15 protein-coding genes are annotated in these 19,284 nt (G+C 59.7%); 6 read left to right on the forward strand and 9 right to left on the reverse strand.

Annotated features, from left to right (window positions below):
* Positions 1–33: 33 nt before the first annotated feature.
* The 4 genes from ygfZ (at position 34) to ACXJ1Z_RS09640 (ending at position 4,515) form a co-directional block, all read left to right on the forward strand.
* On the forward strand, positions 34–804 hold the full coding sequence (gene ygfZ, locus ACXJ1Z_RS09625) for a CAF17-like 4Fe-4S cluster assembly/insertion protein YgfZ (protein ID WP_463776283.1): 771 nt from the start codon (positions 34–36) through the stop codon (positions 802–804).
* A gap of 551 nt (positions 805–1,355) precedes the next feature.
* Positions 1,356–3,245, forward strand: coding sequence for a pilus assembly protein TadG-related protein (locus ACXJ1Z_RS09630; RefSeq protein ID WP_463781217.1), 1,890 nt, complete (start codon positions 1,356–1,358; stop codon positions 3,243–3,245).
* Between the two features lie 14 nt (positions 3,246–3,259).
* Positions 3,260–3,862 carry a TadE/TadG family type IV pilus assembly protein gene (locus ACXJ1Z_RS09635; RefSeq protein ID WP_463781218.1) on the forward strand — a complete coding sequence of 201 codons (603 nt, stop codon included), beginning with the start codon at positions 3,260–3,262 and terminating at the stop codon, positions 3,860–3,862.
* On the forward strand, positions 3,859–4,515 hold the full coding sequence (locus tag ACXJ1Z_RS09640) for a TadE/TadG family type IV pilus assembly protein (protein WP_463776284.1): 657 nt from the start codon (positions 3,859–3,861) through the stop codon (positions 4,513–4,515). The genes ACXJ1Z_RS09635 and ACXJ1Z_RS09640 overlap by 4 nt, the downstream gene beginning before the upstream one ends.
* Positions 4,516–4,542: 27 nt before the next feature.
* Here the strand turns inward: ACXJ1Z_RS09640 and ACXJ1Z_RS09645 are convergent, their stop codons facing one another.
* Positions 4,543–4,956: a flagellar biosynthesis repressor FlbT gene (locus ACXJ1Z_RS09645; RefSeq protein WP_463776286.1), complete on the reverse strand. Its 414-nt coding sequence runs from the start codon at positions 4,954–4,956 to the stop codon at positions 4,543–4,545.
* A gap of 256 nt (positions 4,957–5,212) precedes the next feature.
* Here ACXJ1Z_RS09645 and ACXJ1Z_RS09650 point away from each other — a divergent pair, with 256 nt between their 5' ends.
* Complete coding sequence (locus ACXJ1Z_RS09650; protein ID WP_463776288.1) at positions 5,213–6,079, forward strand: flagellin; 867 nt, start codon at positions 5,213–5,215, stop codon at positions 6,077–6,079.
* Positions 6,080–6,742: 663 nt separating this feature from the next.
* On the opposite strand, the gene ACXJ1Z_RS09655 is transcribed toward ACXJ1Z_RS09650, so the two are convergent.
* The 8 genes from ACXJ1Z_RS09655 to ACXJ1Z_RS09690 form a co-directional block, all read right to left on the reverse strand.
* A complete protein-coding gene (locus ACXJ1Z_RS09655) occupies positions 6,743–7,909 on the reverse strand; it encodes a nucleotide sugar dehydrogenase (protein ID WP_463776289.1) in 1,167 nt (388 codons plus the stop codon).
* Positions 7,910–8,235: 326 nt separating this feature from the next.
* Positions 8,236–9,042 (reverse strand): WecB/TagA/CpsF family glycosyltransferase, encoded by an 807-nt coding sequence (locus tag ACXJ1Z_RS09660; protein ID WP_463776290.1) that lies wholly within the window; start codon positions 9,040–9,042, stop codon positions 8,236–8,238.
* 273 nt (positions 9,043–9,315) lie between these two features.
* Positions 9,316–11,436 carry a GumC family protein gene (locus ACXJ1Z_RS09665; RefSeq protein WP_463776292.1) on the reverse strand — a complete coding sequence of 707 codons (2,121 nt, stop codon included), beginning with the start codon at positions 11,434–11,436 and terminating at the stop codon, positions 9,316–9,318.
* 19 nt (positions 11,437–11,455) lie between these two features.
* Complete coding sequence (locus tag ACXJ1Z_RS09670) at positions 11,456–12,754, reverse strand: outer membrane beta-barrel protein (RefSeq protein ID WP_463776293.1); 1,299 nt, start codon at positions 12,752–12,754, stop codon at positions 11,456–11,458.
* 272 nt (positions 12,755–13,026) lie between these two features.
* On the reverse strand, positions 13,027–13,611 hold the full coding sequence (locus ACXJ1Z_RS09675; protein WP_463776294.1) for a polysaccharide biosynthesis/export family protein: 585 nt from the start codon (positions 13,609–13,611) through the stop codon (positions 13,027–13,029).
* Positions 13,612–13,683: 72 nt separating this feature from the next.
* Positions 13,684–15,606, reverse strand: a complete 1,923-nt coding sequence (locus ACXJ1Z_RS09680; RefSeq protein WP_463776295.1) for an acyltransferase family protein — start codon at positions 15,604–15,606, stop codon at positions 13,684–13,686.
* A 151-nt stretch (positions 15,607–15,757) separates the two neighbouring features.
* Positions 15,758–16,792, reverse strand: coding sequence for a cell wall hydrolase (locus ACXJ1Z_RS09685; RefSeq protein WP_463776297.1), 1,035 nt, complete (start codon positions 16,790–16,792; stop codon positions 15,758–15,760).
* Between the two features lie 81 nt (positions 16,793–16,873).
* Complete coding sequence (locus ACXJ1Z_RS09690) at positions 16,874–17,701, reverse strand: class I SAM-dependent methyltransferase (protein ID WP_463776299.1); 828 nt, start codon at positions 17,699–17,701, stop codon at positions 16,874–16,876.
* A 349-nt stretch (positions 17,702–18,050) separates the two neighbouring features.
* Between ACXJ1Z_RS09690 and ACXJ1Z_RS09695 the strand changes: the two genes are divergently transcribed.
* Entirely contained in the window at positions 18,051–19,169 is a 1,119-nt protein-coding gene (locus ACXJ1Z_RS09695; RefSeq protein ID WP_463776300.1) for an acyltransferase family protein, read from the forward strand.
* Positions 19,170–19,284 lie beyond the last annotated feature (115 nt).

Below are 19,284 nucleotides of genomic sequence, written 5' to 3' on the forward strand. Positions count from 1 at the left end.
CATTGTCGCGACGCTGGCCCCACCTTGCGGCCTATGAACCCAACACGTCTTGCCCGCCGTTCGATCGTCCGCTTGTCTGCCCGGAGCGGATCGGGAGAGGATGTGGCCACGTTCCTGCAGGGTCTGGTGACATCCGACGTCAAAGGCTCATTGCCGGTCTGGGCGGCGCTGCTAAGCCCCCAGGGCAAGGTGCTTTTCGACTTCATCGTCTGGCAGTCGGACGATGACCTGTTGATCGACTGCGAGGTCGATGCCGCCGCGGCGCTGGCCAAGCGCCTGTCGCTCTACCGCCTGCGCCGCGCCATCGACATCGCCATCGATCCGCAGGTGACCGTGCATTGGAGCTCGCTTGCCGAAGGTGAGGGCGCCGCCGATCCCAGACTGCAAGACCTGGGTAGGCGTTGGCTCGGCCCGGCGACGGATGACCAAGTGGCCGCCGAAAGTGCTGACGACACGTGGCGGGCACACCGCCTTTCTCTTGGCGTCGCCGAGGGCGCAGCGGAGTTGGGCACCGATGCGACGCTGTGGCTGGAATGCAATGCGGTAGAGCTGAACGGCGTCAGCTTCACTAAAGGCTGCTACATCGGGCAGGAAAATACCGCACGCATGAATTGGCGCCAGAAGGTCAATCGCCGCCTGATCGTGGTCCCGCAAGCACGATCAAATCCCAAGCGGCAGCGTGTCGCTTACCCCGATCTGGGTGTTGCGATCGATCACTTGCGTGTGGAAGATATCAGTGCTGACCTCGCGCCGTTCTGGTTGGAACCGAGCCTGGCGGACGGAGTAGCCCCCGGCACAGAATGATCGGGGTACCGAGACAGGCTTGCGGTCTCACCCAAGCGAATCACCGATATCACGCGCTGGCCCTGATGCCTCTTGCACACCGCTTCCCAAATCCCGACGTGATAGGCTTGTTTATGGGCGTACGTCACCCATCGTCATAAACACGATATTAAACGCGCACTAGCGCCTGCCCTTACGTAATACTTCTTAAGGTGGTGGTTTAGTTAGGTACAACTACGCGGTTTGTATATTCTGATGATAATAGGTAGCGATGTGGATCTGTGTGGATAGGATCGCGATGACGTCAATCTTACTGCTTACAGCGTTGAGGCTATCATCCTGATAGCTCAGGCTTTGAAATAACAATAGTCCGTATCCAAGTTAAGACTTGGAAGATATTGGCATAAGCTACCACATGGCAGTCCTGATCATCGGGTTTTGCAAAGCCTTCATCTTGGTCAGACGAGTGATTGTCGCGCCTCGAAACGGCCCGTTAACCTTAATGTGGAACATGTCTGGCGATTCATCAGAGTTAGTCAGGTATGCTGAAGCGGTACGTCTCCACCCCGGCCATGTTGCGCCGCGTCCACGCTGACAGGTCTGGAGCGGTTCTTCCGCTCATGTGCGTGGGATTGCTTGTGATGATCGCTTCAATCGGCGCGGGCGTCGATATCGGCCGCATCTATAACGTCAAATCCAAGCTACAGACCGCCGTCGATGCAGCGGCATTGGCTGGCGCCCGTTCCTTCGGCAATCGCACAGCGGGCGTTCCCGAAAACCGTGATACCCAAGTAAAGAACTACTTTCAGGATAACTTCCCGAACAACTACATGGGGTCGACCACGCCTGCCGATGTCACCCCGGTAGACGGAACGACAAGTCTTCTCGCGCCGGAATTCGTGGTCGTGAAGGGCGTCAACAGGACGACCGTCACCGGCAAGGCGTCGCTGCCGCTTTATTTCATGTCCATCTTCGGCGTAGCGCCACAACCGATCGTTGCGACGGCCAGCGCGGAGCTCCAGCCGCGCCCGTTGGAGGTGATGGTCGTCCTCGACAACACCGGATCGATGAATTCCGTCGTGGATGGCGGATCGAAGATTTCCGCGCTCAAGACCGCGATGCATAGCTTCCTGAACGTCTTGTTCCAGGGATCGAACAATCGCGCGGATCTGGCGGTCGGTATCATCAACTATACGATCACCACCAATATCGGTGATATCCTCAAAGACGCAGGTGTACAGATCCAGGTCATGCCGGGCTTTACGGACAAGAACTGGACCATGGGTGACCCGTACGGCTGGAAGGGATGCGTCGCGAACGACGATACCGTTCGGGACATGGGTGCCGCAGTCAGCAAGGCGGATGCGAACGCGTTCGATCTCTATAATGATCTCCCCGGCGACCTCATCAAGCGGGGGAGCCAGACCAAGGTGATGAACCAGATTCGCCCTTTCCTGTATCCGCCGGCCTATATCCCCAAGGATGGGGGCGCTTCCAAAAAGACCCAGTCGACGAAATACTATCAAGTAGTCGATCCCTATATTGCGCCAAGTGGATCAGGTACGAGCAGTTTCACATCCGACAATCTATATCCTGCTACGACCGATCCGAGCTTTAAATCCTTTGCGAATAGCGATCTTTACAAGCGGTGGTTCTATCGCCTGTTCATCGAATTGAACGATCCCTCCACCCCGGCAGATGATGATGTGATAACGACCCAATCCGATGGATACTGGGATCCGGCAAAATACAACTCATTCACCAACGTCGGCGATACGTCTTACAAGGTCCACGAAGAGCGTATAATCGAAACATCCCCGGCCCAGTGGCACGCCCCTGCTTTATGGAAGGTCGGTTCGGCCACTACCCAGTATCCGTCACCCAATTGGCAATGTCCCGAAGCGGGGCTTGGCATGAAGTACGGGCGGGACAAGGCGTCTTACGACAGCTTCGTCGATAACAAGGTCTGGGGCGTTACTCCGGCTAACGGAACGATGCATCACATCGGATTCATCTGGGGCTACCGGATGCTTTCGCGCTTCGACGTATTCAAGCGCACAAAGCCCGAAGGTACGTCCACTCCAAAGCGCGCTTTGGTATTCATGACCGACGGTGAAACGGCGCTTGGTGTATCAAAGGGCGCGAGCGACAAGACCTGGACTGCTTATGGTACGCCCGACGACCATCAACTCGTAAGCGGCAACGACATAACCGGTGCCGTTGACCGGCGGTTCATCAAGGCGTGCAGCATCGCCAACTCACAAGTTCTCTCGGACGGTTCGGACCCGCCGCCGATCTACGTGGTCGTGATAAACAAGGGATCGGACATTTCCGGTACGGCGCAGACGATGCTCAAGAATTGCGGTTCGGGCGGGTATTGGCTGACGACGAGTGCGGATGCGCTAAACCAGGCGTTTACCGCCATCGCGGCCGACCTTGTCGACCTGCACCTGACGAAATGAGTGTTGCAGCATTCATGCGCGGATTGAGGCGCGCTTCACGTGGCTCGACGATCGTGGAGTTCGCCATGGTCTCGCCGGTGCTGATCCTTTTGATCTGCGGGGGTATCGAACTGGGTCATTACTATACGGTCTGGATGACACTCGAAGGCGCGACGCTCGAGGCGGCACGGTCGACGACCGCGTTGCAGGAAAAAACCGCGGCAGAGCGCGAAGTCATCATTCGTGCCGGCATCCAGAACATGATGCTCAACTACCCTCTGCAAGACAACCAGGCGATCGACATCCAGATCAAATCCTATGCTGATTTTGCAAGCGCAAGCACGCCCGAGCCCTTTCGCGACATGAACGGCAACGGCAAATACGATGGCCCCGGCAGCACCGCTCCCGATTATCCGGGGGAGCCCTATACCGACAAGAACGCCAACGGCGTCTGGGATTCGGTGTCATTCAAGGATCGTACGAATGGCGGGACCGGGGAAGTGGTGAGTTACGTGGTGACGTTCCCGGCGGCGCCCTATTTCCCCTTCCTGGAGGCATTCGGAATGAACGGGGTGACCCTGCAGACCACCGCGGTAACCCGCAATGAACCCGTGAAAATCACCGCAGGTGGCGTGTGAACCTCTGGCGCCGGTTATTTCGCGACAGGAACGCGGTAGGGTTTCTGGAGTTTGCCTTGGCGATGCCGCTGGTGCTCGGTTTCTGTATGTCTGGTCTGGAAATGGCCAATTGCCTTGTCCAGATCAACAAGGCGCAAAGACTGGCGTCGATGTTGGCGGATTTGATGGGGCAACAGGGGCAAGGAGGTATCACCGCGACGGAGGCGCAGGTTTATGACCTTTTCTCCGCCTTGAAGGTATCGGCGCAGCCGATCGACATGGTGAACAACGGTCGGGTCGTCATCACCATCGCGCAAGGCGTGGACGTGGCCGGCAATGGCGTCATCATCAACAAGTTCGTCAATCAACAGTTCGACGGCGGCTTGCTGAGTGCCAAGCCCTTGCTTGGATGTCATTCTACGCAGAGCGCGCCGACCTTCAATCCTGCGCGGTCTTTGGCGAAAGACGAGATAATCATCCACGCCCAGGTAACGTTCGCGTATAAACCGCTGTTCATCGCCAGTGTCTATGACTTGCTTACGCTTCCGTCGACTTTCACGCAAAGCGCAAGCTATCGCGCGCGGCGATCAGACTTCGCGATACAGCCGCAATCGTCGTTTCCGATGAAGACCAATTGCGAGACCAAGGATGGGCTGCCTACAACTTCCATGTAGCGCGACGATGCCTGGGGTTTCGATAGATCAGCCGAACTGGTATTCAGCGTTCTTGTCCAGACGCGCCAAGACGCCATCTTCGTAATGCATCAGTTCGCGGCAGACACCAAGAGCTCGGTAGAAGTCCGAGCTTGCCATCAGCGTCGCCAACTCACCACAAGCGGCTTTCGCCTCCGGACCTTCAAAGGCGTCCAGGATATCGGTGAAGAGGCTGAGAACGGCCTGTCGATGAACGTCCTGCTCAGGTTCGAGGTAGGCCATCATACAGGCGAAATAGAGGCGCCGCGCAGGGGTATCAGCCTCAACGGGCGTCATGATCCCGGTACCACGCAGGATCGTCACGTGGTTCTCGACATAGAGGCGGGTCCGGCCTGACGAACAGAGAACGGCTCCATTGACGACCACCTTCTCTCCGTCACGCAGATCGATCTTGAGTGCCATTCTCGTGCCCTTTCTAGAGTACTCAATACCTATAGAAAATTCGTCGAGCAGTTGGGCCACTAGGCAAAATTTTCCGTATCGAGGATCAGGTCGAGGCTCGCACTTGATCTACGGCAGGAAATTTGCAGCCAAAAAGCCGGATCCCCGAAAATCATACCAGAATGGATTTGCGGCTCACAAGAAGATGGTCCGCCGGTCGGCCGCCGTCTTGGTCAGGGGCTTTAGAAAGAGCCTGAAACTTAGAAGGAATTTCACTATGGGTATGTCAGTAAACACCAACGTCGGCGCGATGGCGGCTCTTCAGAGCCTCAACGAGACGAACAAGGGTCTTTCGACCGTCCAGACCCGGATCAACACCGGCCTGGCGGTTTCCTCGACCAAGGACGACTCGTCCAAGTACACCATCGCGCAGAAGCTGCGTGGCGATGTCGGCGGACTGACGGCGGTTACGTCTTCGCTCAGCCGTGCAAAGAGCACGGTCGACGTTGCCGTGGCCGGTGCGGAGCAGGTTTCGGATCTCGTCAACCAGATGAAGTCCAAGGCCACCGAAGCTTCGGATGGAGGCCTCGACGCCAAGAGCCGCACCGCGATCGGTGAGGATCTCAAGGCGCTCAAGAAGCAGATCAACTCCATCGTCGGCTCGTCGGAGTTCAATGGTACCAACCTGCTGAAGACCGACTCGTCGGCGACCGGCAAGGTTTCGGCCTTGATGTCGGCCAGCGGCACGTCCAAGCTGGATGTCGCCAACGTCGACCTGGAAGCCGATGCGACCACTGCCTTTGGTGCAGCCGGTACGGATACGGCGCTGACTTTCGCCGGCACCGATCTGGCTGCCGATGCGACGGCAGCGGGTACCTTGAAGACCAACCTCGATACCTTTGCCGCCAGCGTCAACACCAAGCTCAGCACGCTGGGTTCGGCCTCGCGCCAGATCGATGGCCAGATGAGCTTCGTCAGCAAGCTGTCCGACTCGATCCAGGGCGGCATCGGTAACCTGGTCGACGCCGACCTCGCCAAGGAGTCGGCGAAGCTTCAGGCCCTGCAGGTCAAGCAGCAGCTTGGCGTTCAGGCTCTGTCGATCGCCAACCAGGCGCCGCAGTCGATCATGTCGCTGTTCCGTTAATCGCGGACCCAGCGGACTTGATCGTCTAGGATCCGGGGCCGGCGTAGAAACGCCGGCCCCACTTTTTGTGCAAACGCCTCAACCGGTTAGGGATCGACCAAGCGCACCTTTCAGGCAGGCGTGCATTGTGCCGCCCTGTCGTTATGCCGATCCAATCCGAGCGATACACCGTCCACGCGTGCGCGAGATCGTCGATGAACATGGCGCCGGCTCAGCATGACCGCAGCGTTCGATCACAGCCATGCGGGCCGCGTTCGAGCTGCCAGACTGCGCAGCCCCTTCGCGAATAACCCCCCATTCCTTCGCCGCCGGACTTCGACACTTCCCGATGAGCAAACCTGTCGTGGCCGTGCATGTCACTTTCGTCTGATCGTCTCACCGAACCGTGGGATCGGGGCGTAGCGATCTGCGGACGAACGACCTTTGGCCATGCCATATAGACACAGGCGCCGGCTTTATCCCGAGTTGCGCAACGCCTAAGACGTGTGGGTCGACGTTCCGCACCGCCCCGGCCTGATCGCAATCCGAGCTTACCAATGCAGTAGCGTATTGCCTATTGGATCGGTGTTCTGAGATGCAGCCCCCCTTGCGGGGGGGGCGGGGGGGGGTAAGCACCGCCTTGATATATCTCGGATGCCGAGAGCCAGCGCGACGTACGCTGGTTCAATCTGACCCGAACAAGTCTCGCGTGAATACCTTGGCCTCGATATCGGCAAGTTCGTCCGTCAGGCGGTTGGCAAGGATGACATCGCAATCGTGCTTGAACTCGGACAGGTCGCGTATCACCTTCGAGCCGAAGAACTCTGAATCGGTCATGGCGGGTTCGTAGATCGCCACTTCGATGCCCTTGGCCTTGATGCGCTTCATGATCCCCTGGATCGACGATTGCCGGAAGTTGTCCGATCCGGCTTTCATGACGAGACGGAAAACGCCGACCTTTGACGGCTTCATGGCAATGATCTGATCGGCGAGGAAATCCTTCCGGGTGCGGTTCGCGTCGACAATGGCCCTGATCAGGTTCTGCGGAACCTCGGAGTAGTTTGCCAGCAATTGCTTCGTGTCTTTGGGCAGGCAGTAACCGCCATATCCGAAGCTTGGGTTGCTATAATGCTGGCCGATACGGGGATCGAGGCCCACGCCAACGATCACCTGTCTGGCGTCCATGCCATGCATAATGGCGTAACTATCCAGTTCATTGAAGAATGCGACGCGCATGGCGAGGTAAGTGTTGGCAAACAGCTTTATTGCCTCTGCCTCGCTCGGATCCGTATACAGAATCTCGACATCTTTCTTCGCAGCCGCTTGCAGGAGCAGTTCGGCAAAGATGCGGCCACGTTCCGAGCGTTCGCCGACGATAATACGCGATGGATGGAGGTTGTCGTGAAGCGCGCGTCCTTCGCGTAGGAATTCTGGGCTGAAGATCACTTGTTCCGTGCCCAGACGCCTGCGCACGTCTTCAACAAATCCGACCGGGATCGTCGACTTGATCACCACGGTCGCATCTGGATTGATCGAAATGACCGATCTGATTACGGCCTCGACAGATGACGTGTCGAATTTATTGGTCTGAACGTCGTAGTTTGTGGGCGTGGCGACGATCACGTAATCAGCGCCGGTGATCGCCTGCTGCGGATCAAGCGTCGCGGTAAGGTCGAGAGTCTGAGTTGCGAGAAACTCCTCAAGCTCCGGATCTATGATCGGCGACCGCCTCGTATTAAGCAGTTCTACGCGTTCGGCGGCGATATCAACGGCTACAACTTCGTTATGTTGTGCCAGGAGAATGGCGTTTGACAGGCCAACATAGCCCAAACCGAAAACCGCGATCTTCATCCAAATGTCTCCGATTAAGATAAATGCGATGTTCTCTATCGCGTATCAGCAGATGCTTACAACAAGGCGTCGTTTCTAGGATATGCGCGACGCGGTCTCAAGGGTGGCTTGGGCGTACAGCGTACAGGTTTTTCAATGTCGTTAATAGGGTCTCGGTATGCGGCAGCTATTTTTAACCAGACCCAAATGGAGTAATCGTCATCGTCCAGCGACACGGTCTCACTTGACGGGCGAATGCGGGGTCAAGCAAGCGAATCTGCGATAATCATTCGGAGTATCGTTTGCACTCTAGATGCAACAGATACTCGAATCCATCGGGCAGTCTATCACGAGGACTTGACATACTCGTATGGGGGCGAGACTTGCGCGAGTTTCTTTCCGACTAGGATCTTGGCGAGAACGGCGGCATCGCCGGCGTAGCGGGGCAGCAGACGGCCAGGTTCCGAGGCCAAACGATGTAGCCACTCCAGCCCGAAACGTCCGAGCCACGTCGGCGCGCGCTTCTTTGCACCTGCCGTAAAATCGAGAGCGGCCCCGACACATAGAATATGTGCCGGGGGAAGTGCGTCTAGATGCCGCGTCACCCAATGCTCGCTTTTGGGTGCACCCACTCCCATGAAAAGATGCGTCGTTCCATGGTCGCGTATCTGGGCAATCATGGCTGCGCTGCGTTGTGGATCGGCCTCGAAGCCAAATGGCGGCGTATGGTACGCTATGTCGGTCGGATCGAAGCCGCGATCGATCAGTTTCTTCGTGAGAACGTCGCCGGTTTTGTCCGAGCTCGAAACGAAAAAAGGTCGATCCATACCCACGCGAAGTTTGGCAAAGAGAACTTCGAAGAGGTCCGCACCGGTCACCAGCGGAACTTCCTCGCCGAAGCGCCACCGCGATGCCACTTGGATGGGGCGACTGTCCAGCGTGATAAGCGTCGCCCGGCGATAAGCCTCACGGAAATCAGGCTCTGATTGGAGAACACGCAGGTGATTTAGATTACAAGTCACGTAAAAAGCAGGGCGTTTAGTGTCTTGAAGGATCAGGGCGATGACCTCGTCGAGAGTACGGCGGTCAAATCTTACCCCCAACTGACTGTGAAGAGGATCTTTCTTACCAAGAAGAGTGCGATCGTTAATCATAAACGCATACGTTCTCACCGCGATATTACAACGCCCTCATAGTACGTCTGTGAAGCCTCAGCCAGCATGGATGAGCCGAATTGGCTTGAATACTGGCTGAGCTGCAATTTAGACTTGGCGCATCGCCTAAATGTTCCGTCTGGCTCTTTATAGAGCAGAAACGGCTGGAGCCGGGCGACCGAGGGCATTTCTCGACTCGAAATTTGCCTCACCTTCTGCTTTCCGGCTCCATTTAAAATCAATCAACGACAGGACTATAACGACACCTGGCCGTCATGCGGCCTGATAATAGCCGGAATACTTCTTCGAGTAGTAGAGGCCACCGATTGCCTCCGCCGACGAGTCGACCATCGTGTAGATCGCGCCGACGGGATTGGCTCCGTCTGTCCGCAGCCAGTTCAAGGCCGTCGACGCGGCATCTGCCGGTGTCGAATCCCAGCGTATGACGAGAGCGGTCGCGTCCGCGAGTACGGCGAGGAAGCGTCCGTCCGCCAAGCCGATCAATGGCGGAAGATCGAGCACGATATGGTCATAACGACCGCGCAGCCCCGCAAGCAACTGCTCCATGTCGTCGCCGCCGAAGAGGTTTTCGGAACTGAAATACTGGGTCTTCACCAGCATCTGGTCGAGGCGTGGAACGCGGCTGCTCGGGACGATCGCGTCGGCCAGATTGGCCTCGCCGTGCAGCACTTCGACAATCCCGGGTACATCCGGATGCTCGGGCACACTCTCGCGCAGCGAGGCACGACGGACGTCGCAATCGATCAGAAGCGTGTTGGCGCCGTTCATTGCCAGGACCCGAGCGAAGGACAGGGCGGTGGTCGTCTTGCCCTCGGACGGTAGTGACGATGTGATCGCGATGATTTGCGGCGGCTTTTTCGACTTCACGCCCAGGATCGCGGCACGGGCAATCCGGAAGGATTCCGCGAACAACGATGTCGGTTTCTCGAGGATGAGATCGCCGGGATGAGCCGATTTGGGAAGCATGGGGACAGCTGCCAGAACAGGCAGGCCAAGCGCCGCTTCCACGTCGGCGATCGAGCGCATGCCGGAAACCAGCATCTCCTGCGTCGCGATCGTCGCTGCACCTGCCGAAAGGCCGACGATAAGCGAGAGTGCGAACAGAAGCGGCTTGTTGGGCGAGGTGGGGCGTCCCGCGGGACTGGCGCGGGCGACGATCACAGCCTGAGAAATCTGGTTCCTGGAGGCTTGGGTGCTGTCGACCGACATCTGCGCGACTTTGTTGTAGGCATCGCGCTTGGCAGCGGCTTCACGTTCAAGGCTATCGGCCAGCACCGAGGCGCGGGCTTCATTTGCGCGGACGCCGCCCAGGCGGTTCATTGTGGCGCGCAGGCTGGCCGTGCTGGCCTCGGCCGTGACCGCCTCGGCACGCAGCGACGCGAGCGTCCGCCGCGATTCCTCGCTGATTTGCTGGTCGAGCCCCTTCAGCTGGTCGCGGATCTTGACGCTTTCTGGATGAAGTTCGCCGTACCTGGCGGTGACTTCGCCCATGTTGCGCAAAACCTCGGCGCGTTGACGGCGTAGGTCGGCGATGACCGGTGAGCTACGCACTTCGGCAACGCCATCAATGCCACCGCGGGCCATCTGCGCCTCGGCCGTGCCAAGCGAGGCACGTGCAGCAGCAGCCTGCGCTTCTGCGGCGGCCAGGGACGATGAGAGGGGGACGATCTGTTGATCGGTGATGGTGCCCGAATTCGAGCCGGAAGCGGTGACCAGACCCGATTGGACACGATATTGCGCTGCTGCAGCATCTGCCGCGCGCACTTCGCGCCCAAGTTCTTCGAGACGCTTCTGGAAGAAGGCGACCTGCTGCGACGCATCTCCCATGTTGTTGCCGACTTTCGTCGCCAGGTAACGGTCGGCGAAGGCATTGGCGATCTGTGCCGCCTTGAGAGCGTTTGTCGACGTGAAGCGAATGCCGATGATGTACGTCAGTTTGTCACGGCTGACCGCCAGGTTCGCTAGCAAGGCGTTTGCGGTCGCGTTAACCTGTTCCGTCTGCGTCGCGCGAGCGCCGTCCTGTTTCAAGAGAGGATTGAACTCCGGGTCATTCTGCAAGCCGAGCTGCGTCACGACGGCTCGTGCGATATCCGGCGAGTTCAGGATCGTGACTTCGGTCTCGATTGCCTCGGGCGACAGACTGGCTTGTCCGGCACCGCGATTATCGACGGGATTGCGCGTTGGATCGATCCTGACCAAGGCCACCGACTCGTATTTCGGCGTCATGAACATGACCGCGACCACACCCAGGGCGAAAACCACGGCTGATACAATGGCGAGTGTGAGCCATCGACGCCGAACGGTGTCACGGACGATTTGCACTAGGTCGGCTAGGCGACCTTCGTATCCCTCGGGCTTGTGCGCGATTTCCATTTGCGAGGTATCCTAGGATTTAAGGGTGAACCGTCACGCTGACGAGAGCGCGAAGTTCGTTAAAATCTCGACCACCAATCCGCCCTGACTCTGAGCGTTTGGTGTAGCTGACATTTGCGCCCAGATTGTATAGCCGCGTGGCCAGATATTTGGCGCTTGCATTCAGTCCCAGCACACGGTTCTTTGCCGTCGTGTAGACATAGGTCTGATAGGTGTATTCCACGCCGGCATTGATTATCAGATTTCGCAGCAGCTCGTGATCGACGCGGCCAGAAACGCGGTTGTCGAAATAGGCGCCGATACCGCCTAATGACGTATCTTGGATCGTCCGCGAAGCGTCGATGGTGAAGTTCGTCAATTCGCTGTAGAAATATTCCAACCGGCCTTCAGCGGCGAGCCCGCTGACGCTCCGGTATATCGATGCGTCGTAATCTCTTTTCAGATAGCCGACCGACACGGTTCCGCGCAGAAAGCTCGACAGATCGAGATTTACGCCGACGCTGCCGCGATATCCGTTTGCATCGAGATTTGGCAGCCCGGTCCGAAGATTTTGATCATAATTGTTTCGATCATAGCCTATCCGCCCAAAAACCGAAGTGCTGGGTGTGAGCGCGTACTCGGCTTGCGCCGTCAGCCGCGCGATGTCACGGTCGCGATCCGATTGATCGATGGCGCCCTCGGGTCGGTCGATCGGACTGAACGTGAACCGGGAGAAATCGGCGGACAGCATCGTCCGCATCTGCCCCATCTGGTATTCGCCGCGAAGCGCTCCATACGAATGGACATAGCTGGACAGTACTGACAGATCAGATGCGATCGCACCGGAAAACGGTGTCTCGAAACGCCGCTCGACCAAGGCCTGACCATCGATCAGGGCGCTGTCGCTGATATCATAACGACCATGAGCGTCGAGGTGCCACTCGTTCTGATTTCGATTGGTGGTGGATCGATAGCGCGTCGCGTCCAGTCCACCCCCCAACGTGACCAGGTTCTGGGTCCAGTCGGAGACGATCCTGACGTTCGGAGAAACGGTCAGGAATTCGTCCGAATCCTGATTGGGCGAATTCGGGAGGACATTGCTGGTATAGCCGATGCCTGTGCCCAATTGCGCAAAAACATTGAACTGACCGAGCGGTATCCCAAGAGCGTCGTAATCCGGCCTGGCCCGTTCGGTCACGCCGACGTTCCGGCCCTTGTCGAAGCCTGGTGGCAATACCGGAGTCACCAGTATGGATTCGGTTTGCGCGCTAGCCGCGTGCGGCATTGCTGCCAGCAGCGTGAAGCACAGGAGACCTGCGCGCTTGATCGAACTTGCCATAAACCCCCGATAGAGCGGACCCCCAAGGTGCCGCTCTTCTATTTGCGGTGCGATCAACCCGAATCCGACGAAACCAGCATATCCGGAGCTGCCCCCCATTGCCAGTGGCCTGCCTGCGCTCGATCCTAGCCTGCGTGACCATCCCGTCCGAGCATCTTCAAGATTACGCGTCGTCGCGGACTTGTCTCGATCGCGCGTGATGCGCGGCAAGCCCTGCATCAGATATTCACGACCGCAGTGTGGATACCCTGCTCTGGTGGAGAGCGTGCGTTTCAGAAATACCGCTCGCCGACTCTGATGGTGTCGCCCGGGTAGACGCGCAGGCTGGGCGTCACCTCGTAAGCCTGCTCGGTTACCTCTCCGACGCGGCGGATGTACACGATCGACTTGCGCGCACGTGGTGTATAGCCCTGAGCCGTCGCGACGGCGTTCAAGACGTTGATGCCGTTGGTGTAGGGATACTGGCCTGGGGCCTTGACCTCACCCAGGATGAAGAACGGCCTGAACGTGGTAACTTCAGCGCTGATCTTCGGATCGCGAAGGTACCCTTTGCTGAAGATGCTCTCGGCCTGCGTTGCGACCTGACCCGCCGTTTTGCCGCGCGCCGGAACATCACCGATGAGGGGGAGCGAGACGGCACCGTTTGCATTGATCGCGAATTCGCCGGAGAGCGTCGGTTCATTGAAGACGGTGACGCGCACCTTGTCGCCTACGTCCAGCAGGTAATCCGACGTCGCGCTAGCGGGGTCAACCGTTTCGTAGCGGCTGCCGCTGGAGATGACCTGCTCACGCGATTGGGCGCAACCGCCGAGGAAAAGTCCGACAAGCGACAACAGGAACGCAATTCTGACAGGCACAGCTTTTCTCGATCGCATAAGGCTGGGTTTCTACTTACCGATGTTGCAGGTGCGTACAAGCAGAAGCTTTGTCTAATTCTCGGACGGTTCCATGACCCCTGCAACCAGCTGCGGCCTGATCGCTCGGGCTGCCAACACCGATCCTTCCACCGTGAAATGGGCTTCATCGAACTGCATGGGCACGCCGGGCGCGGCCAAGACCTTGCAATCGCCGCCTGGGCAAAGTGCATCCAGCGGCGAGATGAAGGCGACATGATGGCGCGACGCTATCTCTGCGATAGCCCGATCCACCTCGAAGGAGGCGCCGCGATCAAGATTGGCCCGCGCCATGACGCCGGGATCTTTGGCGTCGCGGTTGAAGAAGAGCAGGCGGGGTACGGCGAATCGGTAAATCGGGACTGATCCGATGACGACGGCTTTCTGCCCTGCTGCGTGCAAGCGCGCCAGCGTGGTATCGAGCAATGACAAATCCGACATCTGCCAGCGTCCGGCCAGGATGACGGCCTGCTGCTTGTGACGCGGCAGCCACTCGCCCAGGATGCGATTGAAGAACCGGGCGCAGGGGCGCTTGTCATCGAGCGGGTAGAAGCCCGGCTTGCAGCCGATCATCGTCGCTTGCAGCACCGAGAACGGCAAATCGAGCTTCGACAGTCCCGGCCACCAATGCGCTGCCAGGCTATCGCCGATCAGAAGCACATGCGGCTGGTCGGCGGCGCCTGTCAGGCATGTCTGCTCGTCATATCGATCGAGGGGTTCGACCATGAAGCAGCGACCTTGACGATAGGCTTGCTGGTCGTCCCTGGCGAGCGCGCCGTCGAACACGCGCTGATGGCTGGAAAACCGGCCAGGAAGGCCGTCTGCGGCCATGAGCGTGAAGGCTGCGGCCCCGGTGGTCACCATCACTGTTGCGGCAGTAGTGAACAGCTTTCTCAGCGACATCGCGGCAAGCCATGTCCGGCCCTTTTTCTCGACGATCTCGTAAGAGAGCCAGCCCAGCAGGATCGACAACGCGATCTCGCCGGCGATCGTCTGCCATCCGAACGGCAGGAACAGCCACAGTCCGGCAAAGACGATTACCGGCCAATGCCAAAGATAGAGCGAGTACGAGATCCGGCCGAAAAACCTGGCCGGCGCCAGTGACAGGATGCGGTTGACGAAGGGTTCCGGGCCTGCGGCGATGATCGCTGCTGCACCCAGGCATGGCAAGGCCGCGGCGAGTCCCGGAAAGACAAGCGGTTCGCGGTAGAAGTGGGTGGCATAGCCGATCGCGGCGATGCCCAGAGCCGCAAGCAATTCGCGCACGGGGCGCGACAGGCCGGCAAGAGACAGCGTGCTCAAGAGACCGCCAAGGCCAAGCTCCCAAGCCCGGAACGGCAACTGATAGAACGCGACCGCCATATCGATCCGGGTCATCCATATGGATGCGGCGAACGATGCGGCCACGACTGCCCAGACGATTCCCCAGCGCGCCCGTCGTCCCTTGGGGACGGCAAGAGCGAGCAGCAGCGGCCAGAAGATGTAGAACTGCTCCTCGATCGCCAGCGACCAGGTGTGAAGCAGCGGGCGCGTCGCCGCGGCAGGTGTGAAATAGCCGGTGTCCGCCAGGAAGTGGAAGTTGGACGCGAAGAAGGTCGTCGCGATCACCGATCGCGAGAAGGTCACCAATTCCGAAGGCGCCATGGCCAGCAGCGCGACGATGGTAACGACGGGCAGCAGCACGAACAACGCCGGGAAGATGCGGAGCGCCCGCCTGCGGTAGAACTCGGCCAGCGAGTACCGCCCCATGGCGATATCGCGCGTGATGATGTGGGTGATCAGATAGCCCGAGATCACGAAGAAAATGTCGACGCCGACAAAGCCGCCGGCGAAACCCGGGATGCCCGCATGGTTGGCGAGGATCGGCAGGATCGCAAGAGCGCGCAGGCCTTCGATGTCGGCGCGAAAGGTGCCGGCATGTCCCTGGCGCGGTGCCGCGCCCTCGCCTGGCGGCGTCAATCCACGTCCTCGACCCGCTCTATCGAGCACAACCGTTCCCCCCGAGCGACCGATCACTAGGCAGCCGCACAAATTTCTCTGCCGCGAGTATGCCACGGACGCGAGTCGTTTCTTCGTGCGGAATCGAGACGCACGCGGGTTCGGCGCCCGTTCAGGGCGTGGCCGGCTTTTCAGCCGCGTCTGCCGGAACGGGCGGCTCCTTGATGACCCAGCGGTTCGTGTCGGCGGATGGAGCGGGTTTCGTCGCGTCGGCCGGAACCGGACCCTTCACGCCCGGCGCCGGCCTGATGGCGGCATCATCGGTAAGGACCGGTCGTTCGGACAGCGAGACCGCGGCCGCTGCTGCACCGGTGTTCATGGGGTTCGGCTCGTCCAGCAGCGTTGCCGCGATGGCCGATGGTACGGCTTCCGTTCCCCCGTAAGGCTGGGTGAACGCCCGTTCGCTGCCGCGCGCGCCGGGCCATCTGTAGAAGATATGAAGGCCGACTTGCGCCGTCTTGGCCAAGGTCCTCGCCCATTTGGGAACGACGTAGTTGGCATGATAATGCGTTGCCCATCCCACCGCCGGATAGACGCTGCCGGCCAGCGCGCGACTGGCGATCGCCCGCGCTCTGGACCACAAGGCCGGCATCGGCCGCCGAGCGAGCGAGCCATCGCAGGTGAAGCTGAACTGGCAACCGGTCACGCGTTCGGAGCCCTGATAGACGACCCCGCAAACCGTGCTCGGGTAAAGCGGGTCGCGCGTGCGGTTCAGCACGACTTGTGCGACGGCGCGCTGGCCGTCCTCGCTTTCATTGGCCGCTTCGTAATAGATCGCGGAGGTCATGCAATCGAGGGCGCGCAAATAGTCGACGCCGTTGCCCAACGGCACGACCAGCGCCTTCGCTGGCGGGTTCGCCGTCGTCGACAGCGGGATGGCGGCATTGATCTCGACCGCCTCGTTTGGGGAAACGGATTCCAGGGTGGTCGGATCGGACACGGTGAGCTGGGCAAGGTCGGCGGCCGACAAGGGCACCGCGGGATCTTGTGCGGCGATGTCCACGCGGGATGGATCGCTCGACGATGGCGGTAAGGCGAACAGCCCGAACACGGCGATGGCAGCGGCCACCAGCAGGACGACTGCCGCGACGCTCCAGCCGCTTTTGCGGCGCGGCGGGTGCAGCGGAGGAGGGGGATGTACGATCATCGATGCTTGCATGAAGCTCAGGTGGCAGGCGACCAGTAGCGTCGCGCGCTGCCTTGGCAACGCCGATCGCGAATGCGGCCGTTATACCTCCGTCGAGGATATCGCTTCATACAGGGCGGCAGGTGGCATCGACAGATCGCTCGTCGGCTTCGGATCGGGCTGCCGCGCAAGGACATAGAGGATGGGTGAGTAGTTCTTGAGGACCGGCAAGTGGGCAAGTGCCCGATAGAACGGGCGCAGCAGCTTCTTGCCCGTGGTGGGGGACGGCAGCACGCCGGCGCGCACGATTTCCATCCCCAGATATTCCACGAAGGATCGCAGCTGTGCCGCTGTGTACTCGTGCTTGTGGCGTCCGCTGCTGTCGGACCGATAGCGCATGTAGATGTTCTTGCCGGCCACCAGCTTGAGGATGTGTGCGATCGAGGCCACGTTCGGCACGGTGATGCACAACAATCCGCCGGGTTTGAGGACGCGGCGGATCTCGCTGGCAAGATGCGCCGGGAAGTAGTCGAAATGTTCCAGGATCTCGCAGGCGGACACCACGTCCACCTCGTTATCGGCAAAGGGCAGGCGATCGTTCTCGGCATCAGAGTGGCTGATCTCGATCGGTCCCGCGCCCGAGTGCACCAGATCCACGCCGCGCAACGAATGCTCGTCATTGGCGAAATAGGTGCCGTGGCAACGGGCCGCTCCCGCCTGCTTGGCCAGATGCAGCAGGTAGAACGGCGAAGCACCGATATCGAGCATGACCTTGCCCGGAACATCGCGTTCGATCAGGCGGAAGGTGCGTTCCATCCGGTCGCGCGCCTTGCCGAAATAATCGCCGCGATCGTTATAGGGCGTGGCTTCGCGCAGCTGGGGATCGGTGAAGAGGGCGAACTTGCGATCGTCATTGGTAATTGCAGGCATGCGTTTACCTTCGCCTTTCACGGTGAACGCCTGATGACCGGGCGCGAATCGCTGGCGTTCTAGAGTAAGGGCGAGATGAGTAGAAGAACTGATAGCGCTGCCAGAACACCAATTGCTCCTCAGCACTCAGGATCGGGCGAGGGGCGCGGTGCCGTCATTGGCCCGAGCATCTGCCCCCGCGCAATCGTCTTAGCCCTTTGATGGGTGTGATCTTCAGGAGCGGGCAGGCGGGAGCGGGTCTTGCGATGGTACAAGGCGTTCACGCCGCTCGGGACGGTGCGATTGCACCGCCGGCTCGTGCGTGACAAGAGGCTGGTATGACCATAACGAACCCCGCTGATCATAACGCATGACCCGGGCAAAGGCGCGCGATCTTCTTCCGGGAATCCAGCTGCTGCGGGGCGTGGCGGCGGCGATGGTCGTTCTGTCGCACACCAACACGATGATGAGTCACCCGGAGTTCTTTTCGCGTAGTCCGTTCGGTTTCGAACTGACCGGCGAATTCGGTGTCGCGATCTTTTTCGTCATCAGCGGCTTCATCATCGCGTACGTATCGCTCGACAAGCGCCTTGAGCCGCGGCTGGCGACATCCGACTTCGCCTGGCGCCGTGCGATCCGCATCCTTCCGTTCATGTGGTTGTGCGTGATCGGCTACAACGTCCTTTCCTATCTGGGCACTCATCAGGTCGAATGGGCGGCGATGGCACGGGCGCTGGTGCTATGGCCTGTCGGCGAGCTTAAGCCGAACGTCCTATGGTCCTTGCGGCATGAATGGCTGTTCTACCTGCTGTTCGCGGTAGCGTTGCTTGGCCGGCGGCGTCGAACGTGGCTTCTGGTCGTGTGGTTCGCCGGGCCGATCCTTGCGGCCATCTTCCTTCGGCTGGCGCCGTTGGCTCCAGCCTCGGTGGGAGAGGGCTGGTCCGAGCTGGCGCGGATGGTATTCATGGGGGGGCAGAACGGCGCGAACCTCCAGTTCGCTGCGGGATATGGCCTCGGGCTGTTGCAGCTGCGCAGCCATGCGATCGTGCGTCCCCGGCTGGCAGGGGGCCTCTACGTCGTCTTGTTGGCCGTCATCCTGTCCACGCTCTTCATCGAGAACGTGCGCATCGGCGACGATCTCGTCCGCGCTTTATGCTGGACCGCGTGCAGTGCCGTTACCGTCTGGCTCGCGCTCATCACGCCGGCCGGCATTGGTTGGCTGACGCGTACCGGCGTCGTGCTGGGTAACGCGACGTTCTCGATCTACCTCGTCCATAACCCGGTGCTGCTGATCGACTTTGCCCTGGCGCTGCGGATCGCGCCGGGAACTCCGGTCGAGCTGCTTTATCCTTTATGCGTGGCATCCGCGATCGTAGTCGGGATCGCGGTGCATTACCTTGTCGAGGCGCCGCTGATCAAAGTTCTCGCCAAGCGGGGGCGACCGGCATCGGTTCAAAGCGGCCAGCCATCGGCGCCGGAGCGGTCCTGACCTGCAGGCACGGCGGCTTTACCACGGCAAATCGCTTATCACGCGGCGACGATGCGGATAAGTTCAGGTGTCGCTAAGCAAGACCGTGTAAGAGAGGTGATTCAAGGAGCGACCA

This window comes from Novosphingobium sp. TK46, assembly GCF_055361525.1.

Excerpts from the sequence above, each read along its gene's own strand:
- ygfZ (WP_463776283.1), top strand. The coding sequence starts at position 34 with ATGAACCCAACACGTCTTGCCCGCCGTTCGATCGTCCGCTTGTCTGCC.
- ACXJ1Z_RS09630 (WP_463781217.1), top strand. The coding sequence starts at position 1,356 with ATGTTGCGCCGCGTCCACGCTGACAGGTCTGGAGCGGTTCTTCCGCTC.
- ACXJ1Z_RS09635 (WP_463781218.1), top strand. The coding sequence starts at position 3,260 with ATGCGCGGATTGAGGCGCGCTTCACGTGGCTCGACGATCGTGGAGTTC.
- ACXJ1Z_RS09645 (WP_463776286.1), bottom strand. The coding sequence starts at position 4,956 with ATGGCACTCAAGATCGATCTGCGTGACGGAGAGAAGGTGGTCGTCAAT.
- ACXJ1Z_RS09650 (WP_463776288.1), top strand. The coding sequence starts at position 5,213 with ATGGGTATGTCAGTAAACACCAACGTCGGCGCGATGGCGGCTCTTCAG.
- ACXJ1Z_RS09655 (WP_463776289.1), bottom strand. The coding sequence starts at position 7,909 with ATGAAGATCGCGGTTTTCGGTTTGGGCTATGTTGGCCTGTCAAACGCC.
- ACXJ1Z_RS09660 (WP_463776290.1), bottom strand. The coding sequence starts at position 9,042 with ATGATTAACGATCGCACTCTTCTTGGTAAGAAAGATCCTCTTCACAGT.
- ACXJ1Z_RS09665 (WP_463776292.1), bottom strand. The coding sequence starts at position 11,436 with ATGGAAATCGCGCACAAGCCCGAGGGATACGAAGGTCGCCTAGCCGAC.
- ACXJ1Z_RS09670 (WP_463776293.1), bottom strand. The coding sequence starts at position 12,754 with ATGGCAAGTTCGATCAAGCGCGCAGGTCTCCTGTGCTTCACGCTGCTG.
- ACXJ1Z_RS09685 (WP_463776297.1), bottom strand. The coding sequence starts at position 16,792 with ATGATCGTACATCCCCCTCCTCCGCTGCACCCGCCGCGCCGCAAAAGC.
- ACXJ1Z_RS09690 (WP_463776299.1), bottom strand. The coding sequence starts at position 17,701 with ATGCCTGCAATTACCAATGACGATCGCAAGTTCGCCCTCTTCACCGAT.
- ACXJ1Z_RS09695 (WP_463776300.1), top strand. The coding sequence starts at position 18,051 with ATGACCCGGGCAAAGGCGCGCGATCTTCTTCCGGGAATCCAGCTGCTG.